The 21644-nt window shown below is 65.6% G+C and carries 19 protein-coding genes; 7 read left to right on the forward strand and 12 right to left on the reverse strand.

Translation table 11 applies throughout. The annotated features are described in order from the left end of the window. Positions 1-109: 109 nt before the first annotated feature. Positions 110-1099 carry a M23 family metallopeptidase gene (locus GR303_RS10985; RefSeq protein WP_161721902.1) on the forward strand — a complete coding sequence of 330 codons (990 nt, stop codon included), beginning with the start codon at positions 110-112 and terminating at the stop codon, positions 1097-1099. Positions 1100-1326: 227 nt separating this feature from the next. Continuing rightward, complete coding sequence (locus tag GR303_RS10990; protein WP_161721901.1) at positions 1327-2661, forward strand: calcium-binding protein; 1335 nt, start codon at positions 1327-1329, stop codon at positions 2659-2661. Here GR303_RS10990 and GR303_RS10995 read toward each other — a convergent pair. Then, on the reverse strand, positions 2587-3009 hold the full coding sequence (locus tag GR303_RS10995; protein WP_161721900.1) for an antibiotic biosynthesis monooxygenase family protein: 423 nt from the start codon (positions 3007-3009) through the stop codon (positions 2587-2589). The two genes, GR303_RS10990 and GR303_RS10995, sit on opposite strands and share 75 nt — an antisense overlap. Further along, the gene (locus tag GR303_RS11000) at positions 3006-3335 is read right to left on the reverse strand and encodes an NIPSNAP family protein (protein ID WP_161721899.1); all 330 of its coding nucleotides are present in this window, start codon (positions 3333-3335) and stop codon (positions 3006-3008) included. The genes GR303_RS10995 and GR303_RS11000 overlap by 4 nt, the downstream gene beginning before the upstream one ends. Before the next feature lie 77 nt (positions 3336-3412). On the opposite strand from GR303_RS11000, the gene GR303_RS11005 reads away from it, so the two are divergent. Beyond that, on the forward strand, positions 3413-4090 hold the full coding sequence (locus GR303_RS11005) for an ArsR/SmtB family transcription factor (RefSeq protein WP_161721898.1): 678 nt from the start codon (positions 3413-3415) through the stop codon (positions 4088-4090). 9 nt (positions 4091-4099) lie between these two features. Here the strand turns inward: GR303_RS11005 and GR303_RS11010 are convergent, their stop codons facing one another. From GR303_RS11010 to ccmA, 4 genes are all read right to left on the reverse strand, one after another. Then, entirely contained in the window at positions 4100-4981 is an 882-nt protein-coding gene (locus GR303_RS11010; RefSeq protein WP_161721897.1) for a bifunctional helix-turn-helix transcriptional regulator/GNAT family N-acetyltransferase, read from the reverse strand. 63 nt (positions 4982-5044) lie between these two features. Further along, positions 5045-5533 (reverse strand): GNAT family N-acetyltransferase, encoded by a 489-nt coding sequence (locus tag GR303_RS11015; protein WP_161721896.1) that lies wholly within the window; start codon positions 5531-5533, stop codon positions 5045-5047. 3 nt (positions 5534-5536) lie between these two features. Then, entirely contained in the window at positions 5537-6205 is a 669-nt protein-coding gene (gene ccmB, locus GR303_RS11020; RefSeq protein WP_161722283.1) for a heme exporter protein CcmB, read from the reverse strand. Beyond that, entirely contained in the window at positions 6205-6873 is a 669-nt protein-coding gene (gene ccmA, locus GR303_RS11025; protein ID WP_161721895.1) for a heme ABC exporter ATP-binding protein CcmA, read from the reverse strand. The genes ccmB and ccmA overlap by 1 nt, the downstream gene beginning before the upstream one ends. Positions 6874-7093: 220 nt before the next feature. Between ccmA and acnA the strand changes: the two genes are divergently transcribed. Further along, positions 7094-9799, forward strand: coding sequence for an aconitate hydratase AcnA (gene acnA / locus GR303_RS11030; protein ID WP_161721894.1), 2706 nt, complete (start codon positions 7094-7096; stop codon positions 9797-9799). 92 nt (positions 9800-9891) lie between these two features. Here acnA and GR303_RS25140 read toward each other — a convergent pair whose 3' ends face one another. The 3 genes from GR303_RS25140 to GR303_RS11045 all read right to left on the reverse strand — a co-directional run bounded on the left by GR303_RS25140 (position 9892) and on the right by GR303_RS11045 (position 15127). After that, positions 9892-12270 (reverse strand): calcium-binding protein, encoded by a 2379-nt coding sequence (locus GR303_RS25140; protein WP_161721893.1) that lies wholly within the window; start codon positions 12268-12270, stop codon positions 9892-9894. A gap of 294 nt (positions 12271-12564) precedes the next feature. After that, positions 12565-13014 carry a hypothetical protein gene (locus GR303_RS11040; protein WP_161721892.1) on the reverse strand — a complete coding sequence of 150 codons (450 nt, stop codon included), beginning with the start codon at positions 13012-13014 and terminating at the stop codon, positions 12565-12567. Then, positions 12998-15127, reverse strand: a complete 2130-nt coding sequence (locus GR303_RS11045) for a glycosyltransferase (protein WP_161721891.1) — start codon at positions 15125-15127, stop codon at positions 12998-13000. Before GR303_RS11045 ends, GR303_RS11040 begins: the two co-directional genes overlap by 17 nt. Before the next feature lie 325 nt (positions 15128-15452). On the opposite strand from GR303_RS11045, the gene GR303_RS11050 reads away from it, so the two are divergent. Together GR303_RS11050 and ppa are read left to right on the forward strand one after the other, a co-directional pair. Then, complete coding sequence (locus tag GR303_RS11050) at positions 15453-15959, forward strand: GNAT family N-acetyltransferase (RefSeq protein ID WP_161721890.1); 507 nt, start codon at positions 15453-15455, stop codon at positions 15957-15959. Between the two features lie 360 nt (positions 15960-16319). Continuing rightward, positions 16320-16847, forward strand: a complete 528-nt coding sequence (ppa, locus tag GR303_RS11055; RefSeq protein WP_161721889.1) for an inorganic diphosphatase — start codon at positions 16320-16322, stop codon at positions 16845-16847. 60 nt (positions 16848-16907) lie between these two features. On the opposite strand, the gene GR303_RS11060 is transcribed toward ppa, so the two are convergent. Then, positions 16908-17666 carry a cation transporter gene (locus tag GR303_RS11060; RefSeq protein WP_161721888.1) on the reverse strand — a complete coding sequence of 253 codons (759 nt, stop codon included), beginning with the start codon at positions 17664-17666 and terminating at the stop codon, positions 16908-16910. Positions 17667-17737: 71 nt separating this feature from the next. Here GR303_RS11060 and GR303_RS11065 point away from each other — a divergent pair, with 71 nt between their 5' ends. Beyond that, positions 17738-18166 carry a MerR family transcriptional regulator gene (locus GR303_RS11065; RefSeq protein WP_161721887.1) on the forward strand — a complete coding sequence of 143 codons (429 nt, stop codon included), beginning with the start codon at positions 17738-17740 and terminating at the stop codon, positions 18164-18166. 24 nt (positions 18167-18190) lie between these two features. Here GR303_RS11065 and GR303_RS25145 read toward each other — a convergent pair whose 3' ends face one another. Both GR303_RS25145 and GR303_RS11075 read right to left on the reverse strand, forming a co-directional pair. Beyond that, positions 18191-20182, reverse strand: coding sequence for a M10 family metallopeptidase C-terminal domain-containing protein (locus tag GR303_RS25145; protein ID WP_161721886.1), 1992 nt, complete (start codon positions 20180-20182; stop codon positions 18191-18193). Positions 20183-20271: 89 nt separating this feature from the next. Beyond that, a complete protein-coding gene (locus GR303_RS11075) occupies positions 20272-21534 on the reverse strand; it encodes a ubiquinone biosynthesis hydroxylase (RefSeq protein ID WP_161721885.1) in 1263 nt (420 codons plus the stop codon). Positions 21535-21644 lie beyond the last annotated feature (110 nt).

The raw sequence follows: 21644 nt of genomic DNA on the forward strand, positions 1-21644 counted from the left end.
GTAGGGCATGGCGCCGTGCCCTTCCCCTCGCGGGCAGGAAAGAAACGGCCCGCCTTTCATTCGCCATCCGGACGGGCCTATAGTCTCGCATCTCTGTTGCGGAGCGACCATGCTTCCTGGATTGCCCGGCCTCGTCGGCCTCGGCCTGCTCGCGCTTCCGGCCGCGGCGCAGGACATCACGCTGCGCCTGCCGGTCGCCTGCGAGATCGGGCGTAGCTGCTTCATCCAGAAGCACATGGACCACGACCCGTCGCCGGCCATGCGCGACTATCAGTGCGGCGCGCAGGGGGAGGACGGCCACGATGGAACCGACTTCCGCCTGCCGAACATGCTGGCGCAGCAGGCCGGCGTCGATGTGGTGGCTGCGGCGGACGGCAAGGTTGCCAGCACCCGCGAAGGCGTCCCCGACGCGGTCGCGACGCAGGAGACCCGCGACAAGATCAGCCAGATCGGCTGCGGCAACGCCGTGGTGATCGATCACGGCCAGGGCTGGCGCACCGCCTATTGCCACATGGCGAAGGGCAGCCTCACGGTGCGCTCCGGCCGGGAGGTGAAGGCGGGCGAGAAGATCGGCCGCGTCGGCCTTTCCGGCCTGACCGAGTTTCCCCACCTCCACTTCACGCTCCTCAAGGACGGCAAGCCGGTCGATCCCTTTGCCTACGGCGCGCCGGAACAATCCTGCGGCGGCGGCAAGTCCCTGTGGGAGGCCTCGCTCCAGCGGCAGCTCGCCTACCAGGCCGGTGCCGTGCTCAACAGAGGCTTTGCCCCCGGACCGGTGACCATGGAGGCCATCGAAGCGGGCACGGCCGAGCAGGAGACGCCCACCACGCGCTCCCCTGCCCTCGTCGCCTTCGCCCGCGCCATCAACCTGAAGGGCGGCGATGTGCAGATCCTCACCCTCTTCGGCCCGGACGGCAAGCCGGTGGCCCAGAACAGGGCTCAGCCGCTCGACCGCGACAAGGCGCAGTCGATGATCTTCGCCGGAACGAGGCCGCCGCCCGGCGGCTTCCCGCCCGGCCTCTACCGGGCGATCTACCGGGTGGAGCGGGACGGCAAGCCCGCCATCGAGCAGGCTTTCGGGATCAGCCTGAGGCCGTAGCCTGCCGCAGCGAAACTTCCGCTGAGCAAGGGAAAATACCTCGAAAGAACAGTTCTTCCAGGTTGCTGCGGCGTCTATTGTGCCTTCCCATAATGTTGGGGCGGCGTTTTTTACAGTATTTGGCAAGTCTATTCCTCGCGTAGTCCACCGGCGAGCCAGGGCGAAGAATACTCCCCGTAAACATAGCCCCCTTTCGGCCAAGCGAGCGATGAAACGAGAGGATCGTTATGGTCAAAGCCGTCGCGAATTCGATTCCCATTACGATCCGTGCCGCTCCCGGCACCGTCATCAATATGGAAACCTATCTTGCAAGGTTTTTCGCGGACGGCGGATATTCCGGCTACTGGTTCGAGAGCCGGGACACCGTCAACGGAACCAGGGGATTCTGGGGCAACGTCGGAGCCAGCGCCCATTTCACCTTCAAAGGCGCCAAGCAGGACAAGGGCTCGTTCTTCGTCCCCGCAAACGAGCTGTCCGGGCTGACGCTCACGGCCGGCGCCGAGATCTGCCCGGAGCTCAGCTTCGGCGTGCAGACGGGATCCAGCACCTTCACATGGTTCAAGATTTCGCTCGTCCCTTCCATCTATCAGGACCCCACGCCCTACAGGGCCACGGCCTCGGAGATCGTCAAGGTGGCGTCCTTGTACGGGAATGCCTACAGGGGGACCTATTCCCCGGACGGCTGCCATGACATCGCCAGCGACATCGCAGCCGCCGCCGGAGCGCCGCTGCCCTGGGAATCCGGCGCGATCAGGAACCTGCGCGAGAACCGGGATGGCGGTCAGTGGACGGTGGTGCACCGGGGAGATTCGAACCCCGACCCCAACTGGCAGGCCCGCTTGAAGCCGGGCGACATCATCCGTTTCGACTACGTCAATCCGTCCCAGGCGCAGCATACCCTCCTCGTGCTGTCTGTTTCGGGCAGGACCATCGAGACGGTCGACAATGCAACGGGAAGCAGGGGGACGATCGAGCGCCATGCCTGGGCGCCGGATGCCAACCCGGCGACCGTGACCATCTACCGGATCACGAACGCGCTTCAGCTCTGGGAGGGCAGCGGCGGCAGGGATACCCTCCTCGGCAGCGCCGCAAACGACGAGCTGCGTGGTCTGGGCGGCGTCGACAGCCTTTCGGGTGGGGCAGGATCCGACCTTCTGATCGGCGGCGGGAGCTCCGACCACATCCTCGGCGGAACCGGGAACGACCGCCTCGCCGGCGGCACGGGCAGGGACGTCATGACGGGCGGAACGGGCGCCGACAGCTTCATCTTCGACAGCAGGCTGTCGCGCGCCAACGCCGATACGATCAAGGACTACTCCGTCGTGTCCGACACGATCAGGCTTGAGAACAGCGTCTTCACGAAGCTGAAGGTCGGCAAGCTGGCTCCGTCGGCGTTCTGGACCGGATCGAAGGCTCACGATCCCAGCGACCGCATCGTCTACGACAGCTCCAAGGGCGAGTTGTACTACGATGCGGATGGGACCGGTTCATTCAAGCAGGTGCTCATCGCCAGCTTGGCGGCCAATCTCGCGATGAGCTCCAAGGAGTTCCTCGTCATCTGAGGCGGCGTGCGCCGCGCGGCTGTCCGCGGGAGCCTCGTCGCGCTCGTCGAGGCCGTAGTCGCGGATCACTGCCGCGACCCGCAGGCGGTAATCGCGAAAGACTCCCGCGCGGCCCGCCCCTTGCGTGGCGCGGTGGGAGGGCAGGTTGCGCCAGGCCCGCACCGCCTCCTCGTCGCGCCAGAACGACAGGGACAAAAGCTTGCCCGGTTCGCTGAGGCTCTGGAAGCGCTCGACGGAAATGAAACCGTCCATGGCTTTCAGGTCGGCGAGCAGGGCTGCGGCGAGGCCGAGATAATGCCGCATCCCGTCCTCCCCGTCCGGCCAGACTTCGAAGATCACCGCGATCATGGCTTGATCAACTCCCCATGGGGCGCCGAGGCGAGGCGCAGGAAGATGCGGTCCTCCCGGCGGATGAACTGCTCGCGCTTGGCGAATTCGTAATTGGCGCGGCCGGCGGGATCGTTCCTCAGGCGCTCGCGATAGGCCTCGTAATCCGCGAGGCTCCTGATGTTGTATACGCCATAGGCGGTCGTGGCCGAGCCTTCATGGGGCGCATAATAGCCGATGAGGTCCGCGCCGCAGCGGGGAATCGCCTGGCCCCAGGCGCGGGCATATTCGGCGAAGGCCTCCGCCTTGAAGGGATCGATCTCGTAGCGGATGAAGCAGGTGATCATGGAATAGCATCCTGTTGACTGGGACAGTTCGGTCTTAGCCGATTGATCGGCGTTGATGCTTCGGCTATGGTCGAAGGATGAAGGAAGGTCCCGTCATCGCCTCCGTGGCCGCGCTCCTGGGGGATCCGGCCCGCGCCAACATCCTCACCGCCCTCATGGACGGGCGGGCGCTCACCGTGAGCGAGCTCGCCGAGGCCGCGGGCGTCACGCTCCAGACCGCGAGTGGTCATCTCGCCAAGCTCGACGCCGCCAATCTGCTCACCGCGGAAAAGCAGGGGCGGCACCGCTACTTCCGGCTCTCGGGACCGGATGTGGCGCAGGTGCTCGAGGCGCTGATGGGCCTCGCCCAGCGCACCGGCGCCACCCGGGTGCGGACCGGCCCGAGGGATGCGGCGCTGCGATCCGCCCGGATCTGCTACGATCATCTTGCCGGCGAGCGGGGCGTCGCCCTGCTGACGGCAGCCCGGCGGCAGGGTCTCATCGATGGCGACAAGGATGTGACCCTCACCGCCAAGGGCCGCGCCTTCTTCACCGAATTCGGCATCGATCTCGCGGCGCTGGAGAGGGGCCGCCGCCCCCTCTGCCGCGCCTGCCTCGACTGGAGCGAGCGCCACAATCATCTCGGCGGCGCTTTGGGTGCCGCCCTTCTGTCCCGCATGATCGAGAGGGGCTGGGTGCGGCGCGGAACCGGGCGGGTGCTCACCTTCACCTGCGAAGGCAAGGAGGGGTTCGAGGCGGCTTTCATCCCCTCTTAGGAATCCGGATCACAGCTGCTTTTCGAACCAATGATGGGCATACGGCTCGCGGTTGAAGGGAGCGACCTCCCGATAGCCTTCCTGCCGGTAGAGCGCCTGGGCCTCCGTCAGGCTGCGGTTGGTCTCCAGGCGCAGCCTCGCGAGACCGGATTCCCGTGCCTTTTCCTCAAGCGCCCGGAGCACTTTTCGGGCGATGCCCAAACCGCGTGCGGTGGGCGACGTCCACATCCGCTTGATCTCGCCCGTGGCGCCGTCTCCTCTTTTAAGCGCCCCACACCCCACGGGCTGTCCGTCGAGCCAGGCGACGATGAAGAACCCTGCCGGCGGCGTCATGTCCTCGTCGCCGGCCGGATTGCTCCGGGCAGGGTTGAAACCGCTCTCGAAGCGTTCGGCAAGTTCCTGGAAATATTGGTTCAGGCACGCGCGTGCCGCAGCGCTGTCGGGCCGTTCGAGGCGCAGCTCCACCCCGCCTGCCCGGAGCAGACGTTCCACCTCGGCCATGGCGTTCACCAGGCGCTCGCGTTGAGCGGGTTCAAGCGGCACGAGAAACGACGCTGCCAGCTCGTCGGAGAGCGCGTCGTAGGTTTCACGCTCGGCGCGCCCCTTCGCCGTGAGGACGACATGCCGGACGCGGCCATCGCCCGTCCGACTGAGGGTTGTCACGAGACCTTGGGCTTGGAGCGAGCGTAACAGCCGGCTGACATAGCCCGAATCGAGCTTGAGCCTCTCACGCAGAGCCCGCACCTCGACCCCGTCGGGCCCGAACTCATGAAGGAGCCGCGCCTGGCCCAAGGGACGGCCGCGTTGGAGATAGCTCTCCTCCAGCGCGCCGACATGCTGCGTGACGATGCGGTTGAAGCGGCGTACCTGCTGGATCTGGCGCTCGTTCATTCTCTGACTTTAGTCAGAGAACGGGGGCAGCACAATGAGCGATTTCGAGCGCTAATCCAATCGCTAATCCAATCGATAGGCTTCGACCTCCTCGAAACCCAGCGAGCGGTAGAGCCGCAGCGCCCCGGACGGATTGTCCGCATCCACCTTCAGCGCGATTTCGCCGGCGCCGCGCTCGCGGAAGACCCGGAAGGCGTGGTGCAGCAGCGCCGAGCCGAGGCCCTGCCGGCGCATCGATGGAGCGACGGCGAGATCCTTCACGAAAGCGCTCGTCCAGCACTGCGCCACGCCCAAAACCTCTCCCGCCCCGTCGGCCGCGATGAAGACCAGCGCCGGATCGTATTCCGAGTCGCCCCTCAGGCTCGGCCACCAGATCGCGAAGGGCTCTACGGTGCCGCCGCCGCGTGAATAGGCCTCCACCAGAAGCGCATGGACCTGCCCCGCATGCCTCTCCGGCTCGAACGGAATCGGCCGGATGCCGGCCGGCCAGACGGGCTCCGGCCCGGGCCCGGCGAGCGACCGGCGCAGGCGGATCACGCGGCGCCCGGCCATGCCCTACTCCCCCGACCGGAGCGCCGCCGCGGCGCCCACCGTGCCGACCACCGCCGCAAACAAGGTCAGGGCGACGAGCACGATGAAGGGGGTGGCGAAGGGAATCGTCCCGCCCAAAGCCGCGTTGGCCGCCGAGACGCCGAAGATCAGGGTCGGGATCATGAAGGGCAGCACGAGGATCGCCAGGATCAGACCGCCGCGCCGCAGCGAGGCGGTGAGCGCCGCCCCCACCGCCCCGATGAAGGTGAGCGCAGGAGTCCCGACGAGAAGCGTCGCCACCATGGCGAGCATCCCCTCCGGCGAGAGCGCCACAAGGAAGCCGAGGAAGGGCGCGGCCAGGGCGAGCGGCAGGCCGGTCACGAGCCAGTAGGCCGCCACCTTCGCCAGCACCACCACCTCCATCGGCGCATGGGAGAGCCGCAGCAGGTCGAGGGAGCCGTCCTCCTGGTCGGCCTGGAACAGCCGGTCGAGGCCGATGAGGGTGGCGAGCAGGGCCGCGATCCAGAGGATCGCCGGGCCGATGCGCGAGAGCAGGTTGAGATCGGGCCCGAGGCCGAAGGGAATGAGGGTCACGATCATCAGGAAGAAGATGAGCCCCATGACCCCCGAGCCGCCCACGCGGGCGGCGAGCTTCAGGTCGCGGATCAGGAGGGCGTTGAAGGATCTCAGCATCATCCCTCTCCCACCTTCCCCCCTCCCCCATCCGGATCGGGTGTTCCCGATCCGGATGGGGGAGGGGTTCGGGTGCGCTCGATCCTGATCTCCTTGGCGTCCCTCAGGAACAGCGGCGAATGGGTGGTGGCCGCGATCATGCCGCCCTTCTCCCGGTGTTCTTCGAGAATCAGGCGCAGGGTTTCCTGGGAGGCGGTGTCGAGGGCCGAGGTCGGCTCGTCGAGGAGCCAGAGGGGCCGGTGCGCCACCAGCAGCCGGGCGAGCGCGACCCGGCGGCGCTGGCCGGCGGAGAGATAGGCCACCGGCAGGCGGGCCGCATGGGCCAGCCCCACGGCCTCGAGGGCCTCGCGGGTTTTCAGGGCCGGGGTCCCGAGGAAGCTGCGGGCGAAGCTGAGGTTTTCCTCGGCCGTGAGCGCCCCTTTCAGGGCATCGCGGTGGCCGACATAGTGCAGGCATTCGGGCAAGGTCCGCTCGCCGGCGCCATCCAGATGAATTGCCCCGGCCGCTGGCCGCAGGCGACCCGCCAGGATGTCGAGGAGGGAGGATTTGCCGGCGCCGTTGCGGCCGGTGATCACCAGGGCCTCGCCGGCCGAGAGCGTGAAGGACACGCCCTCGAAGATGCGCCGCTCCCCCCGCTCGCAGGCCAAATTGTTAACGCTCAGACGCAAACCCTCGAACCCCTGCCCTGATTGCACCCCAGAACCGTTCTAAACCGTGTAGCGGGATGGTTGGAAATGATCTATAGCACCCCTGGCTGCGCCGCGCGCCAAGGCGTCCAATCCGCCTCGCGCGCTTACACCCTGTCCGGGCGCCCCCGGAGCGGCGCGCGCTTATCGCGCTTTCGGCCGAACAACCTGTTCGTAACCCAAATGCACGCGAGGATTCGCCGTGACGCTCAACAACAGCTTCAATGCCCGCCAGACCCTGACAGTGGGTGACAAGACCTACACCTATTACTCCCTCGTCGAGGCCGAGAAGAACGGCCTCAAGGGCGCCTCGAAGCTGCCCTTCTCCATGAAGGTGCTGCTCGAGAACCTGCTGCGCTACGAGGACGGCCGCACGGTCACCAAGGCCGATATCGAGGCCGTGGCCGCCTGGCTCGACAACAAGGGCAAGGACGAGAAGGAAATCGCCTACCGCCCCGCCCGCGTCCTGATGCAGGACTTCACCGGCGTTCCGGCCGTGGTGGATCTCGCCGCCATGCGCGACGCCATGAAGAACCTCGGCGGCGACCCGCGCAAGATCAACCCGCTCGTGCCCGTCGATCTCGTGATCGACCACTCGGTGATCGTGGACGAGTTCGGCACGCCCCGCGCCTTCGACCGCAACGTGGAGCTGGAATACCAGCGCAACGGCGAGCGCTACCGCTTCCTCAAATGGGGCCAGACCGCCTTCGAGAACTTCTCCGTGGTGCCCCCGGGCACCGGCATCTGCCACCAGGTGAACCTGGAATTCCTGTCCCAGGCCGTGTGGACCCGCAAGGACACCGCCACGGGTGAGGAGATCGCCTATCCGGACACCCTGGTGGGCACCGATTCGCACACCACCATGGTCAACGGCCTCGCCGTCCTCGGCTGGGGCGTGGGCGGCATCGAGGCGGAAGCCGCCATGCTCGGCCAGCCGGTCTCCATGCTGATTCCGGAAGTCATCGGCTTCAAGCTGACGGGCAAGCTCCGCGAGGGCGTGACCGCCACCGACCTGGTGCTCACCGTCACCCAGATGCTGCGCAGGAAGGGCGTGGTCGGCAAGTTCGTGGAATTCTACGGCCCCGGCCTCAACGACATGTCGGTGGCGGACCGGGCCACCATCGGCAACATGGCGCCCGAATACGGCGCCACCTGCGGCTTCTTCCCCATCGACCAGAAGACCATCGATTATCTTCGCACCACCAGCCGCACGGACGAGCGCGTGGCCCTCGTCGAGGCCTATGCCAAGGCCCAGGGCATGTGGCGCACCGCCGAGACGCCGGACCCGGTCTTCACCGACACCCTCGAGCTCGATCTCGCCGACGTGGTTCCCTCCCTCGCCGGCCCCAAGCGCCCGCAGGACCGGGTGACGCTCGACACCTCCAAGACCGAGTTCCTCGGCGCCATGGAGAAGGAGTTCCGCAAGGCGCAGGAGATCGGCAAGCGCGTGAAGGTGGAGAACGCCAACTACGATCTCGGCCACGGCGACGTGGTGATCGCGGCGATCACGTCGTGCACCAACACCTCGAACCCGAGCGTGATGATCGGCGCCGGTCTTCTCGCCCGCAACGCGGTGAAGAAGGGCCTGAAGTCCAAGCCGTGGGTGAAGACCTCGCTCGCGCCCGGATCGCAGATCGTCGAGGAGTACTTCAAGAAGGCCGACCTTCAGAAGGATCTCGACGCGCTCGGCTTCAACCTCGTCGGCTTCGGCTGCACCACCTGCATCGGCAATTCCGGCCCGCTGCCGGAGAACATCTCCAAGGCGATCAACGACAACGACCTCGTGGCCGTGTCGGTGCTCTCAGGGAATCGCAACTTCGAGGGCCGCGTGAACCCGGACGTGCGCGCCAACTACCTCGCCTCGCCGCCGCTGGTGGTGGCCTATGCGCTCGCCGGCTCCATGCTGGTGGACCTGACCAAGGATCCGCTGGGCACGGGCTCGGACGGCCAGCCGGTGTACCTGAAGGACATCTGGCCCTCCTCGGCCGAGGTGCAGGAGTTCATCGACCGCACGATCACGAGCGAGCTGTTCAAGACCCGCTACGCCGACGTGTTCTCCGGCGACGAGAACTGGCGGAAGGTCACCTTCGAGCCGGGCCTCACCTATGAGTGGGACATGGGGTCCACCTATGTGCAGAACCCGCCCTATTTCGAGGGCATGACCAAGGAGCCCAAGCCCGTCACGGACATCGTGAACGCGCGGATCCTGGGCCTCTTCCAGGACTCGATCACCACCGACCACATCTCGCCCGCCGGCAACATCCGCGCGGCCTCGCCCGCCGGCAAGTACCTGCAGGAGCGCCAGGTCGCGGTCGCCGACTTCAACCAGTACGGCACGCGGCGCGGCAACCACGAGGTCATGATGCGCGGCACCTTCGCCAATATCCGCATCAAGAACCAGATGGTGAAGGACGAGAACGGCCACGTGGTCGAGGGCGGCTACACCATCCACCAGCCCTCCGGCGAGCGGATGTTCATCTACGACGCCGCCATGCGCTACAAGGAGGAGGGCGTTCCGCTCGTGGTTCTCGCCGGCAAGGAATACGGCACCGGCTCGTCCCGCGACTGGGCGGCCAAGGGCACGAACCTGCTCGGCGTGCGCGCCGTGATCGCCGAGAGCTTCGAGCGCATCCACCGCTCGAACCTGGTCGGCATGGGCGTCGCCCCCTTCGTGTTCGAGCAGGGCACGTCCTGGGAAACCCTGGGGCTGAAGGGCGACGAGACCATCACCATCAGGGGCCTGGCCGGCGAGCTGAAGCCGCGCCAGCGCATGGAGATGGAGGTCACCTCCGCCGACGGCTCGGTGAAGCGCGTGCCCGTGCATTGCCGCATCGATACGCTGGAGGAGGTCGAGTACTTCCGCAACGGCGGCATCCTGCACTACGTCCTGCGCCAGCTCGCGGCGTAAGGCACCTGTCAAAACGCCCGCTCTTCGCACGAGGAGCGGGCGTTTAAGAGAAAGCGGGGCGCTCCAGCGATGGAGCGCCCTTTTCGTTCGTGTCAGATCACGAAGAAGTCCTTGTGGGTGACGGCGAGGTTCTTGGCGAGGGTGGCGATCCCCACCGCCTTGCCCTTGCCCGAACCGTCGGCGTCGTAGAGCAGCACGCCCTTCTTGGCATCGTAGATGACGTAATCGTCCTTGTCCTTCGCCTTCGAGCCCTTGACGAAGAAATCCTTGCCGAGCAGCGCCGGCTTCTTTTCGGAGCCCTTGAGCCCAAGCTTCTTGAAGATCCTGTTCTCCAGCCAGATCGAATCGTCCCTGACGCTGAAATCGGCCAGGATGTCCCTGTTCGCAGCCTTGTGGGGCTTGCTGTCGAAGACGAAGCGATCCTTGCCGGCGCCGCCGTTCAGCACGTCGTTGCCGAGGCCGCCGTGGAGCCGGTCGGCCCCCGCATGGCCGGCGATGATGTTGGCGAAGGCGTTGCCCTTGAGCAGCACGCCGAGCGGGCCTGCGGCGGCGAGCACCTCGATCTCGCTGCCGGCGCTCAGGGCGAAGCTCGCGGAGGTCAGCACCGTGTCGCGTCCGCCGCCGCTGTCCTCCACCACCTGATCGCCGGCGCTGTCGACGACGAAGGTGTCGTCCCCGGCGCCGCCCGCCATCAGATCGGCGCCCGCCCCGCCGTCCAGGGTATCGCTGCCGGCGTCGCCCGAGAGCCGGTTGGCGGCGGCGTTGCCGGTGATTCTGTTGGCGAGGCTGTTGCCGGCGAGCGCGACGGCGCCGGCGCCGGACGCCATGAGGTTCTCCACATGGGCCCATCCGGCCAAGGAGCGATCGGCCTGCGCGATCACCGTGTCGGTGCCGCCGCCGGCAGCCTCGACCACTTGGTCCAGCCCGTCGACCTGATAGACGTCGTCGCCGGTGCCGCCCTCCAGGGTGTCGGCGCCTGTACCCCCGTCGAGGGTGTTGGCAGCCCCGTTGCCGACCAGACGATTGGCAAGGGCGTTGCCCGTCAGGCTCACGGCCGCCGTGCCCTCGGCCACGAGGTTTTCGACATGGGCGGCGAGGGAATGCGAAGACGTTGCGACGACCGTATCGCTGCCTTCGCCGGACAGTTCCTCGACCATGTCGCCTGCGTCGACGTGATAGACGTCGTCACCCGCGCCGCCCCGCAGCGTATCGCCGCCCGCACCGCCCTCGAGGGTGTCGTTGCCGCCAAGGCCTTCCAGGAGGTCCGCTCCTCCGGCTCCCAGGATGCGATTGGCAAGCCCGTTGCCCCGGCCGGTCAGCGGCTGGCTGCCGCTGAGGCTCAGGTGTTCCAGATGGTCGCCGAGCGTGTAGCTGAAGGAGGCTTCGACCCGATCCGTGCCTCCGGCATCGGCTTCGACCAGCGTGTCGCCGGCGTCGACGATGTAGACGTCGTCGCCGGTGCCGCCCTCCAGGGTATCGGCGCCCGCCGCGCCGTCGAGGGTGTTGGCGCCCGCATTGCCCTCGATGCGGTTGTCGAGGGCGTTTCCCGACAGGGCGATGGGCTCGAGGCCAAGAGCGAGAAGGTTCTCGACGAAGGCAGCCAGCGTCAGGCTGACCGCGGTCTCGACCCGATCGGTGCCGCCGCCATCCTCCTCCCCGATGACGTCGTCGATGCCGTCGATCCGGTAGAGGTCGTCGCCGGCGCCGCCCCTGAGCACATCGGCACCCGCGCCGCCATCGAGGGTATCATGGCCGGCGCGACCCTCCAGGGTGTCGTTGCCGAGGCCTCCCACGATCTGGTTGTCGAGCCCGTTGCCGATGCCGGCGAGGCCCTGAAGCCCGACGAGGCGGAGATGCTCCACATGGGCGCTCAGCGTATGGCCGACCGAGGCGACGACCCGGTCCTCGCCGCGATCGGGATCTTCGATGACCATGTCGCCCGGATCGTCGACGATGAAGGTATCGTTGCCCCACCAGCCCCAGAGATTGTCGGCTCCCTCGCCGCCGTCGAGGGTGTCATCGCTGTCATAGCCGAACAGGCGATCGCTGCCGCCCAGGCCTCGGAGGAGATCGCTGCCGCCATCGCTGCCGATCAGCGTGTTGTCCCCCTCGTTTCCGGTGCCCGTAAGGGTTGCGAAGCCCTGCAGCACGAGAACCTCGACGTGATCGGGGAGGGTGTAGGTCACGTAGGACGTGACGAGATCGGCGTCGCCCCCGCCCGCGCGCTCGACCACCACATCACCCGAATTCTCGACGACGTAAGCGTCGTTGCCCAGGCCACCTGCCAGGGTATCGGCTCCGCTGCCGCCGTCGAGCCGGTTGTCGGCGTCGTTGCCGGCGATGTCATTGCTCTCGGCATTGCCCTGGACATGGGCGGCGCCCTGCCCGTGCTCCTCGGCCAGCGCGAACGCACGCGTGCCGGGGTCGAGCCGGTACGTGTTCCAGACGGCATCGTATTGATAACCGGGCATCGGTTCTGCGCCCCTACGCAAGGTTCAGGCGTTCTCCGGCCTGTCGCTTAAGTATCTTTATAACATATCTATAAGAGGAGCATAGCGACCGTTGATTGTGCAATCGCGCCCCCGTCGCCCGAATGAGCATCGCTGGACGCGGCTCCCGGAGCGAAATTTCCTGGGAAAGCAGCAGATCCCCCCGTGTGGAGGTCAATCTCCGTGCAGCGGGCGGCGCTTTGGGGGCTTCTGCTTGCGGAGGGGCCGATTCACCATCTTCAGGGAATACATCCAGTGGTAGGCTGTCCCGCAGCCTCAGCGCCTGAGATGTTTGAGCCGCAGGAGGACGCCACGCATCCAGCGCAGCGCGCGAGCGGGACCCGAGGAGGTTTGAACGTAGCGGGAATAGGCCTCGGCTATGCGGTGCGCGCGCGATGCGGCAATCCGGTTCTGGGCCTGCTCGAGCACCTTGAGACGTGCCTTGGTGTCCGCCAGCTCCTTCTTGAGCCGCTCCGCCCTTTCCTTGAAGCGTTCGGATCTCTCCTTGTGACGCTCGCATTGCATCTTGAGCCATTCCAGATCGGCCGCATAGGCATCGAGGGTGGGCCGCTGCTCAAGCAGGCGCTCCTCGAGCCTTGCCCTCTCCAGGGCTGCGACACGCCGGATCTCCCGCGCCCGCTCCTCGCTGAGCTGCGCGAGCGACTTGTAGTACTGGATCTGCGCATCCGGGGAGGGTTCGGGCGCGGGCTCAAACTTCTGCTGCATGCTGGAAACGCCTTGGCTGGAGACCGAAGACCGCGGCGACGCGTTGGGCATGGACCTCGGGCGAGTGATGTTCAAGAACGAAGGCCCTTGCCTGGGATCCGAGCCTTGCGATCCGCTCCGGATCGTTCGACAGGGCAAGAAGGGCTTTGGCATAGGAGGCCGCCATCGCCTCGTCGTCGGGCAGCGACGGCAGAAGGATTCCCGTCTCGCCGTCGTGGACGATCTCGGGAATCCCGCCCAGATCGGGCGCCACGACGGCCAGACCATGGCTCATCGCCTCCAGGAGCACGTTGGGGACGCCATCATAGAGACTCGTGTAGAGAAAGATGGAAAAGTGGGTAAGGGGTAAGGACTCAAAGCCACTATAAAGCCCATGATATTTTAGATTTTGATGACTCTGCAGAAGGTTGAGATCAAACCCATCAAGAACTGATCCGCCGAACACATCAATGGTTAGATCAGGATCACTTTTGCCAAGCTGAGCTGCGATCAACGGGAGCAGGGACGGCCTTTTCTGAAAATCGAGTCGAGAGGCCCAGAGAATACGACGCTGTGCGTCCGCTATTCGTGGTTTCAGGATAGCAGGCGTCTCAACGGGTGCAGGAAGGCAATGCCACTTATGACTATCAATCCCGAGACGTTGATGGTCTTTCTTGATGACCGTCGTACCGTCAGTCACGATCTTAGACAGATTATGGATGTTTTTACAGATGAGATCGAGTGGAGAGTAGACAATCATCGAATAGCCACTCTCAAAGTGTTCAAGATCGCAGAAGCGATAATAGATGGTCTCTTTGTTGCTAAGAACCGCCCCATATAAATCAAGGAACTTATCAGCAAAGCGCGACTGACGCATATGAATGCGCGTTTTGGGAGAACATGTCTCGATGATTTTCAGAGTAAGCAGGCAGCGCTCCTGGATTGAGAGCGAACGGCTATGTAAAGCCATATCGATGACGACTGCATTCGGCGGCAGATTTTCTAGCCTTTGTACTCCATCGATATCCTCACCCAAGATGACTAGGAAATTGCTGAACGGATCAATCTGGTAAAAGACTTCCATCAGTGAGAGAAGGTACTTCTCCGCACCGCCTACAGGCATGAAAGGAAGAAGGAAAACGTCACTGAACTTTCGGTCTCGGATGATGTCACATAGGGTGTAGTAGGAGAGCCCGACATGGGGGAGCGTTTCGTAGTTCGAGAATATTCGGGTTCTCTCATCCTGGTATTTCGAAAGGATAATCAGTGGCTCGATCGCGTTGGCACGTTGGATCGCGAGCCGAAAGGTCACCTCTAGAAGGAAATCCCTTTCTCCCGAACGAATGCTATCGTCGCTCCGATCCGTCCTACCCAAATCCTCCCGGTATGAGCTCGATATCTCGAGATAAGTCAGAGGCTGGAAAAGACGCGTGGGCGGGATTTGGCGAACTGATATTGCATGCGAAGCTTTCAACAAACTCCCTTCGCGCTGACGGTAAAAAAGGATGGTGTTGGGAACGACTAAGATATCTAAGCCCAAGCCAACAGCTTCAGCATTGAAATGCCAATCTTCGTAAGCATAACCGCGGGATAACGGAATGTCCTGATAAGCGACTCGCCTGAAAACGGAGTGATGTGCGCAAAGGCGAGAAGTGAATGGATGTTGGTGGACGAACGCAATGGGTGTGACATCAGCGAGAGGCTTATAGTGGCATATGAAAGTGTCGCATCCAAAACCGAGCATATACTCGGGAAAGAACAGCGCTTCGGCCCCCCCTCTTTCCGCTGCCCGGTAGATGTCGTGGAAGTAGTTGTACGAGACCAGATCGTCGGCGTCCGCGGTGAAGATGTAAGCCCCCCGCGCCCTTGCGACCCCGGCGTTGCGGGCGAGCCCCACCGATCCATGGTCGACCTCCATGATCTGATGGCCGTGGTAGGTGCCGAGATCGAAGGATGTCAGGACGCTGCGGGTAGCCTCGTCCGTTCGGTCCAGGACGGCGACCAGCTCCAGCCGCAGGCCCCGATCCTGAGCGAACCGGGCAGCCTCGTCGAGCGACAGGAGCGTGCGTCGCAGATAGATCGACTCCCGGTGGATGGTCAGGATGATCGATGCGTGGAAATCAGTCTCACCCATCAGCTGTGCTCTGCCGACATCCTGCCGCCGCTGAAAAGCGCGACGATCCTGAAATGTATTTACGTGACGTCAGATCTGTAACAGAATTCGATAACATGTCGAGCCGTCAAAATGCGCTTTCTGATCTGCGTTCGATCTCGGTGCTCCCCTGCGCCACCAGAGCGATGCGCCGACAGTTGCATTGCGGCGTTTTGGCCCAGCCCGGGAGCACGCGTCCTCGCCTAAAGGCCGCGCTTTCCTCACGCGGTTTTCGCGCCTGTTAAGGGCTCATTAACCCTTCCGCGCGGAAACTGTTTTCATTGCCTCTCCCACCCTTTGCGAAGCCATGAGCGACCTTCTCGTCAGTATCCGCCACGCCAAGCCCGAGGATGCGGCGGCCCTGTCCAGGGTGTTCGATGCGGCCTGGCGGGAGGCCTATCTCGGCATCATCCCGGGGATCACCCTGGAAAAGATGTTCGCCCGGCGCAGCGCGCGCTGGTGGCGCTCCACCGTCTCGCGCGGGCGCCCGCTGGTGGTGCTCGATCTCGGCCAGGGGGCGGTGGGCTATGCCTCTTACGGCCGCTGCCGCGATCGCGCGCTGCCGGCCAAGGGCGAGATCGACGAACTCTACCTGCTGCCGGAATACCAGGGCCTCGGCTTCGGCCGGCGCCTGTTCAAGGCCGTGCGCAACGACCTGCGCCACCGGGAGCTCGACCGGGTGGCGGTCTGGGCGCTGGAGGACAACGAGCGCGCCTGCGCCTTCTACGAGGGCATGGGCGGGCAGAAGGTGGCCCGGGTCGAGGAGCGCATCGGCGGGACGCCGCTCGCCAAGGTGGCCTATCTCTTCCGCTGAGGCCGATCGCCTCCCTTCGGCGAAAGCCCGAAAAATCCGGCTCCCGGTTCTTGTCGCGGGCGCCCGCTCCGGCTTGCGCATCGTGCGGACCCGGCGGGCCGCGCTAGCGAAAAGTGGATCCGGTTTTCCGCGCCAAACGATGCGCAACCAAGAGAAGAAGCATCGGATCAATCCCAAAAGTGGATTCCACTTTTGGGTCCGATGCTTTAGTGAAGCGCGTCAGCCTTCCGGGGAGCGGCCGCGGCAAACGCGCACCAGCCGCTTCCGGGGCCTGCTTCTGCCGCATTTTCACCGGTGTCACGGCTTCCCCGGGAGCCTGCCTTGCGAAGATGCTCAAGCCTTGTTCCGGAGAACAGCTCAATGCGCATTGACGCGATCAAGATTGGAAAGAACCCGCCGGACGACGTGAACGTCGTCATCGAGGTGCCCCTCGGCGGCGAGCCCATCAAGTACGAGATGGACAAGGAGTCCGGCACCCTCTTCGTGGACCGCTTCCTCTACACCGCCATGCGGTACCCCGGAAACTACGGCTTCATCCCCCACACCCTCTCCGGCGACGGGGACCCCTGCGACGTGCTCGTCGCCAACACCCGCGCCATCGCGCCGGGCGCGGTGATGAACGTGCGCCCGGTCGGCGTCCTCGTGATGGAGGACGACGGCGGCCAGGACGAGAAGATCATCGCCGTGCCCTCGAGCAAGCTGACCCAGCGCTACGACCGGGTGGCGAACTACACCGATCTGCCCGAGATCACCATCAAGCAGATCGAGCACTTCTTCGAGCACTACAAGGACCTGGAGCCCGGCAAGTGGGCCAAGATCATCCGCTGGGGCGATGCCGAGGAGGCCCGGCGCCTGATCGTCGAGGCCATCGAGCGGGCGAAGAAGTAGGGCGCCCTCTCACGCGCGAGGCGATCGAGGCCAGGCTTTCGCCTGGCCTTTTTCATGGGCCTACTCGGCCGCGATCGGGGCCGCCTGGGTGCTGCGGTATTCGCCCCAGGCCTGGCGCAGGATCTGCACCGCCGAGGAGAGGAACAGGCCGGCCATGAGGCCCGCCACGATCAGGTCGGGCCAGGGGCTCGCCGTCCACCAGACCGCGCCCGCCGCCAAGGTGACGACGATGTTGCCGATGGCGTCGTTGCGCGAGCACAGCCAGACCGAGCGCACATTGGCGTCGCCGTCCTTGTAGCGCATGAGCAGGAGCACGCTCGCGACGTTCGCGGCGAGCGCCAGGACCCCGATCGCGCCCATGATCTCGGCCCGCGGCAGGCCGAGGACCAGCACGTGGTAGAGGGTGGAGCCCAGCACCCAGGCCCCCATCAGCGACAGGCTCACCCCCTTGAACAGGGCGGCGGTGGCGCGGGTGCGAAGCGACGCGCCGATGACGGCGAGGCTCAGGCCGTAGGTGACCGTGTCGCCGAGGAAATCGAGGGCATCGGCCTGCAGGGCCTGCGAGCGGGCAAGATGCCCCGCCACGATCTCGGTGACGAACATCGCCGCATTGATGAGGATCACCGTCCAGAGCACCCGCCGGTAGCGCGGGTCGACCCCGTCGAAGACCGGCACCCCGCCGTGGCAGCCGCCGGCCTCCCCCGCAGCGCTGGGGGCGGTTGGGCGCGCCTCGTGCGCATGGGTGTGGTGGTGCCCGTGCGCATGATGCTCATGGGAGGAGCAGCACCCCCCATGCCCGTGGCTGCACGATTCGCTCATCCGATTCTCCTTTTCCTCATCGGGAGACCACCGTACAATCTCTAGCGACTAGAGGTTCAAGAGGAAAAATCATGAATCTGTCGATCGGGGAATTGTCGCGCCGGGTCGCGGTCAAGGTGCCGACAATCCGCTATTACGAGCAGATCGGCCTTCTCCCCTCCCCGCCGCGCACGGAAGGGCGCCAGCGCCGTTACGGAGCCGAGGAGGTTTCGCGCCTGCGCTTCATCCGCCACGCCCGGGACCTCGGCTTCGAGGTGGAGGCGATCCGGGAGCTTCTGGGCCTGACGGCACAGCCCGATCGGTCCTGCGAGCCGGCGGACCAGATCGTGCTGCGCCACCTCGAGGCGGTGGAGCGCCGCATCGCCCAGCTCACCCTCCTGCGCTCCGAGCTGCGGCACATGCTGGAGGATTGCCGGCACGGCCAGGTGCGGGAATGCCGCATCATCCAGGTTCTGGCCGATCACGACCAGTGCCGGCACGAGCACGGGAAGGCGCCCTGAGCCGCGCCGGGCAGCCACGGGGCGTCAGATGACGAAGAAATCCTTGTGGCTGACCTTCAGGCCCTTCGGCAGGTTGGCGAACTGGATCGCCTTGGCGGAGCCCGACCCGTCCGGGTCATAGAACAGGGCGCCGCCCTCCTTGTAATAGAGGATCCGGTCGTCCTTGTCCTTGAACTGGTTGCCCGTGACGAAGGCCTTGCTCGACAGGGCCCCCTTGGCGATCTTGGTGAAGAACTTCCGCGACAGGTGGATGACGTCGTCGGCCGGGTTGAAATCCTGGATGTAGTCGAGATTGGATTTCGCGTTCGGCTTCTGATCGAACACGAACACGTCCCGCCCCTCGCCGCCCACCAGGGTGTCGCTGCCGGCGCCGCCGATGAGGGTGTCGGCCCCGATCTGGCCGAAGAGCGCGTCGTTGCCGCCGAGGCCGGAGAGCCGGTCGTTGCCGGACTCGCCGACCAGCTGCTCCTTGATCGCCGTGCCCAGACGAACCAGCGGGGTCGTTTCGACGACGTTTCGCACGAAGAGGGTGAAGGTCTCCCTGAGAACGCCCCCGTACGCGTCCTTCGCCTCGATGGTGATCGTGTGCTCGGCCGCCGTCTCGTGATCGAGCGCTTTCAGCAAGACGAGCCCGGTGCCGCTGCCGTTCAGGCCGAAGGTGCCGCCGGAATCCGAGACGAGGCTCCAGGTCAGGGGATCGTCCTCGGGATCGTCGCCGAACAGGCTCCCCAGGGCGGATCCCACCGCCTTGTCCTCGGCGATGGAGGTTCCGGTCAGGGTGATGTCGGTCGGGTTGCTGTTGGTGAGGGCGATCGTCCTGTCCGAGAACTCCACGAACCGCACGTCCGTCAGCGTATCGGTGCCGTCACGGCCAAGCTGTCGATCGGCGATCGTGACCGTGCCGTCGTTGTTCCTGGTGATCGTGTAGTCGCCGCTTGCGCCGGAGAATCTGGCCGTGTCCTGACCGGAGCCGCCGTTGAGCGTGTCGTTGCCCTTGCCGCCGATGAGCGTGTCGTCGCCGCCGTTGCCGATCAGCTTGTTGTGCTCGTCGTTGCCGGTGAAGCGGTCGGCGCCCGATCCGCCTTCCAGGGTCGTGATGCCGGTCAGGATATCGGTGCCGTAGCCGCGGGTATCCTGCCCGTCCTGATCCGTGAGATCGACCCAGGCCGCGGCCGAGCCCGAATAGCGCACGGTGTTGCTTCCGGCGCCGCCCTCGAGCCGGTCGTTGCCCTGACCGCCCTCCAGCGTATCGTCGCCGGCGCCGCCCTGGAGGGTGTTGTCGAGGGCATTGCCGGTGAGCCTGTCGCCGTGGGCGCTTCCGATGAGGCGCTCGATGTCGATGAGGGTATCGGTTCCCTGCCCGCCGCTGATCGTCTGGGCCGTGGTCTTGGCGAGGTCGACGGTCACGCCCGCCGTCGCATCGGAATAGTCCGCCGTGTCGTTGCCGGCACCGCCATGGAGAAAATCGTCGCCGAGCCCGCCGGCGAAGATCTCCGATCCCGCGCCGCCATAGGCGGTATCGTTGCCGATCCCGAGCTTGATGATGCCGTTTGCGGTCCCCAGGATGCCGTCATAGACGTCGTTTCCTTCCTCCAGGTCCATCAGGACGCCATTTCCCGTGGTCTGGAGGGTGCCGGCATTGATGATCCGGTCGACCCCCTGGCTGCCGTCGATGGCAAGACCGGCGGACGTGATCGTTCCGGTATTGACCACCGAGTAAGCCTGGGTTCCGGTGAGCCGGAGGGCCGTCCCGCCCTGTGACAGGGACCGGATGGTGCCCTGGTTTGTGACCGTGCTCCCATGTCCCGTCAGATCGAGGCCGTAGGTCTCGCCGGTGACCGTCCTGCCCGACCCGATCAGGATGTGATCCGTCTCGTTGGCCCGAATTCCCGCCCCGGTGCTGCTCGTGAGATCGAGATCGATCACGACATGATCGAACCCGGCCAAGCCAAGACGGGCTTCGGCGGTTTCCGTGGGAAGCTGGAGGGGATCATCGTAGATGACGTTGTTGGGCATCGGACATCCAGGCGGAAGGGACGGAATATCCGGTATCTATATGTTATCATATAACTAAAGGAAATTGCTTTCAGGGCCTTCCCCCTCGGCTAAAGCGCCTCGCCCCGCAGCAGCCGGGGGGACGTGTCGCGCAGGCCCGCCGCCTCGCGGATGAAGAAGCGCTTGAGGCCCGGCATCCGGTCGACGAGGCCGAGCCCCAGGTCGCGGATCAGGCGCACCGGCAGCATGTCGTTGGAGAAGAGCCGGTTGAGCCCGTCGGTCATGATGCCCATGGCGGTGATGCTGGCCCGGCGGGCGCGCTCATAGGAGTCGAGCACGTCCGCGCCGCCCGGATCGAGGCCGAGCCGCATGGCGTCGGCGATGATCTCGGCAAGCGCCGCCACGTCGTGCAGGCCGAGATTGAGCCCCTGGCCGGCGATGGGATGGATCACGTGGGCCGCATCGCCCAGCAGGGCGAGCCGCTCGGCCACGAAGCTGCGCGCGACGCCGAAGGACAGGGGATGGGCCTGCGGCTTGGTCTCGAAGGCGAGCTTGCCGAGCTGCAGCCCGAAGCGGCGCTCGAGTTCCGCCAGCAGATCCTCAGGGTTCGATTCGAGCAGGGCGGGCACGGCCTCGGAGCGCTCGGTCCAGACGATGGAGGAGCGGTGCTTCACCCGTCCGTCCGCCTGCGCTTCCGGCTTCAGGGGCAGGATGGCGAAGGGTCCGGAGGGCAGGAAATGCTCCACCGCCCTGCCCTCGTGATCGCGCTCGTGGGCGATGGTGGCGACGATGCCGGACTGGTTGTAGGGCCAGGAGATCCAGCCGATGCCCGCCTGCTCGCGCAGGCGCGAGCGCGCTCCGTCCGCCGCCACCAGGAGCGCGGCGGGCAGAACCTCCCCGCCCGTGAAGGTCACGTCGGTGTGTCCGGCCTGCGGCGCGAAGCCCTTGACCCCCTCGGCACGCAGGCCCACCCCGGCGCCGCGGCAGGCCTCGAGCAGCGCCGCGGTCAGATCGCCCGCCGTGACCATGTGCGCGAAGGGCTCGTTCCCGTCCACCTCCCCCGCGAAGGTGAGGAAGGTCGGCCGGACCGGATCCTGCAGGCGGCTGTCGGTGATCACCATGTCGAGGATGGGTTGGGCCTTTTCGGCCACCGCGCCCCAGACGCCGAGCGCCTGCAGCATGCGCCGCGCCGCGGCGGCGATCGCATAGGAGCGCTTGTCCCCGTGCGGGTCGCGCTTGAGCGCCGGGTCGGCCATGACCACGTCGACCCCGTCCGCCAGCGCCTGCTTGAGCGCCAGCGCCAGGGACAGGCCCGCCAGCCCTCCGCCGGCAATGACGATGCGGGGCTGTGCCGAACCCGTTGCTGCGCTCATCGCTTGTTCTCCCAAGGCAATTTCGGGCGGAGGGATCGTCCGTCGGCCGAGAATGCGGCCGCCAAAGAAACCCGATCCTGAACGTTATAGGTGGGTGTCAGCCATTCATT

It is taken from the genome of Microvirga arsenatis (assembly GCF_009910705.1).
In the GTDB taxonomy this organism is placed as follows: Bacteria; Pseudomonadota; Alphaproteobacteria; order Rhizobiales; family Beijerinckiaceae; genus Microvirga; species Microvirga arsenatis.

What these genes read in the sequence shown, in the direction of transcription:
- GR303_RS10985 (WP_161721902.1), top strand. Translation starts at nt 110, where the DNA reads ATGCTTCCTGGATTGCCCGGCCTCGTCGGCCTCGGCCTGCTCGCGCTT.
- GR303_RS11060 (WP_161721888.1), bottom strand. Translation starts at nt 17,666, where the DNA reads ATGAGCGAATCGTGCAGCCACGGGCATGGGGGGTGCTGCTCCTCCCAT.
- GR303_RS11010 (WP_161721897.1), bottom strand. Translation starts at nt 4,981, where the DNA reads ATGAACGAGCGCCAGATCCAGCAGGTACGCCGCTTCAACCGCATCGTC.
- ppa (WP_161721889.1), top strand. Translation starts at nt 16,320, where the DNA reads ATGCGCATTGACGCGATCAAGATTGGAAAGAACCCGCCGGACGACGTG.
- GR303_RS11050 (WP_161721890.1), top strand. Translation starts at nt 15,453, where the DNA reads ATGAGCGACCTTCTCGTCAGTATCCGCCACGCCAAGCCCGAGGATGCG.
- GR303_RS11000 (WP_161721899.1), bottom strand. Translation starts at nt 3,335, where the DNA reads ATGATCACCTGCTTCATCCGCTACGAGATCGATCCCTTCAAGGCGGAG.
- GR303_RS25140 (WP_161721893.1), bottom strand. Translation starts at nt 12,270, where the DNA reads ATGCCCGGTTATCAATACGATGCCGTCTGGAACACGTACCGGCTCGAC.
- GR303_RS11075 (WP_161721885.1), bottom strand. Translation starts at nt 21,534, where the DNA reads ATGAGCGCAGCAACGGGTTCGGCACAGCCCCGCATCGTCATTGCCGGC.
- GR303_RS11005 (WP_161721898.1), top strand. Translation starts at nt 3,413, where the DNA reads ATGAAGGAAGGTCCCGTCATCGCCTCCGTGGCCGCGCTCCTGGGGGAT.
- GR303_RS11040 (WP_161721892.1), bottom strand. Translation starts at nt 13,014, where the DNA reads ATGCAGCAGAAGTTTGAGCCCGCGCCCGAACCCTCCCCGGATGCGCAG.
- GR303_RS10990 (WP_161721901.1), top strand. Translation starts at nt 1,327, where the DNA reads ATGGTCAAAGCCGTCGCGAATTCGATTCCCATTACGATCCGTGCCGCT.
- GR303_RS25145 (WP_161721886.1), bottom strand. Translation starts at nt 20,182, where the DNA reads ATGCCCAACAACGTCATCTACGATGATCCCCTCCAGCTTCCCACGGAA.
- GR303_RS11045 (WP_161721891.1), bottom strand. Translation starts at nt 15,127, where the DNA reads ATGGGTGAGACTGATTTCCACGCATCGATCATCCTGACCATCCACCGG.
- GR303_RS10995 (WP_161721900.1), bottom strand. Translation starts at nt 3,009, where the DNA reads ATGATCGCGGTGATCTTCGAAGTCTGGCCGGACGGGGAGGACGGGATG.
- ccmB (WP_161722283.1), bottom strand. Translation starts at nt 6,205, where the DNA reads ATGCTGAGATCCTTCAACGCCCTCCTGATCCGCGACCTGAAGCTCGCC.
- GR303_RS11065 (WP_161721887.1), top strand. Translation starts at nt 17,738, where the DNA reads ATGAATCTGTCGATCGGGGAATTGTCGCGCCGGGTCGCGGTCAAGGTG.
- GR303_RS11015 (WP_161721896.1), bottom strand. Translation starts at nt 5,533, where the DNA reads ATGGCCGGGCGCCGCGTGATCCGCCTGCGCCGGTCGCTCGCCGGGCCC.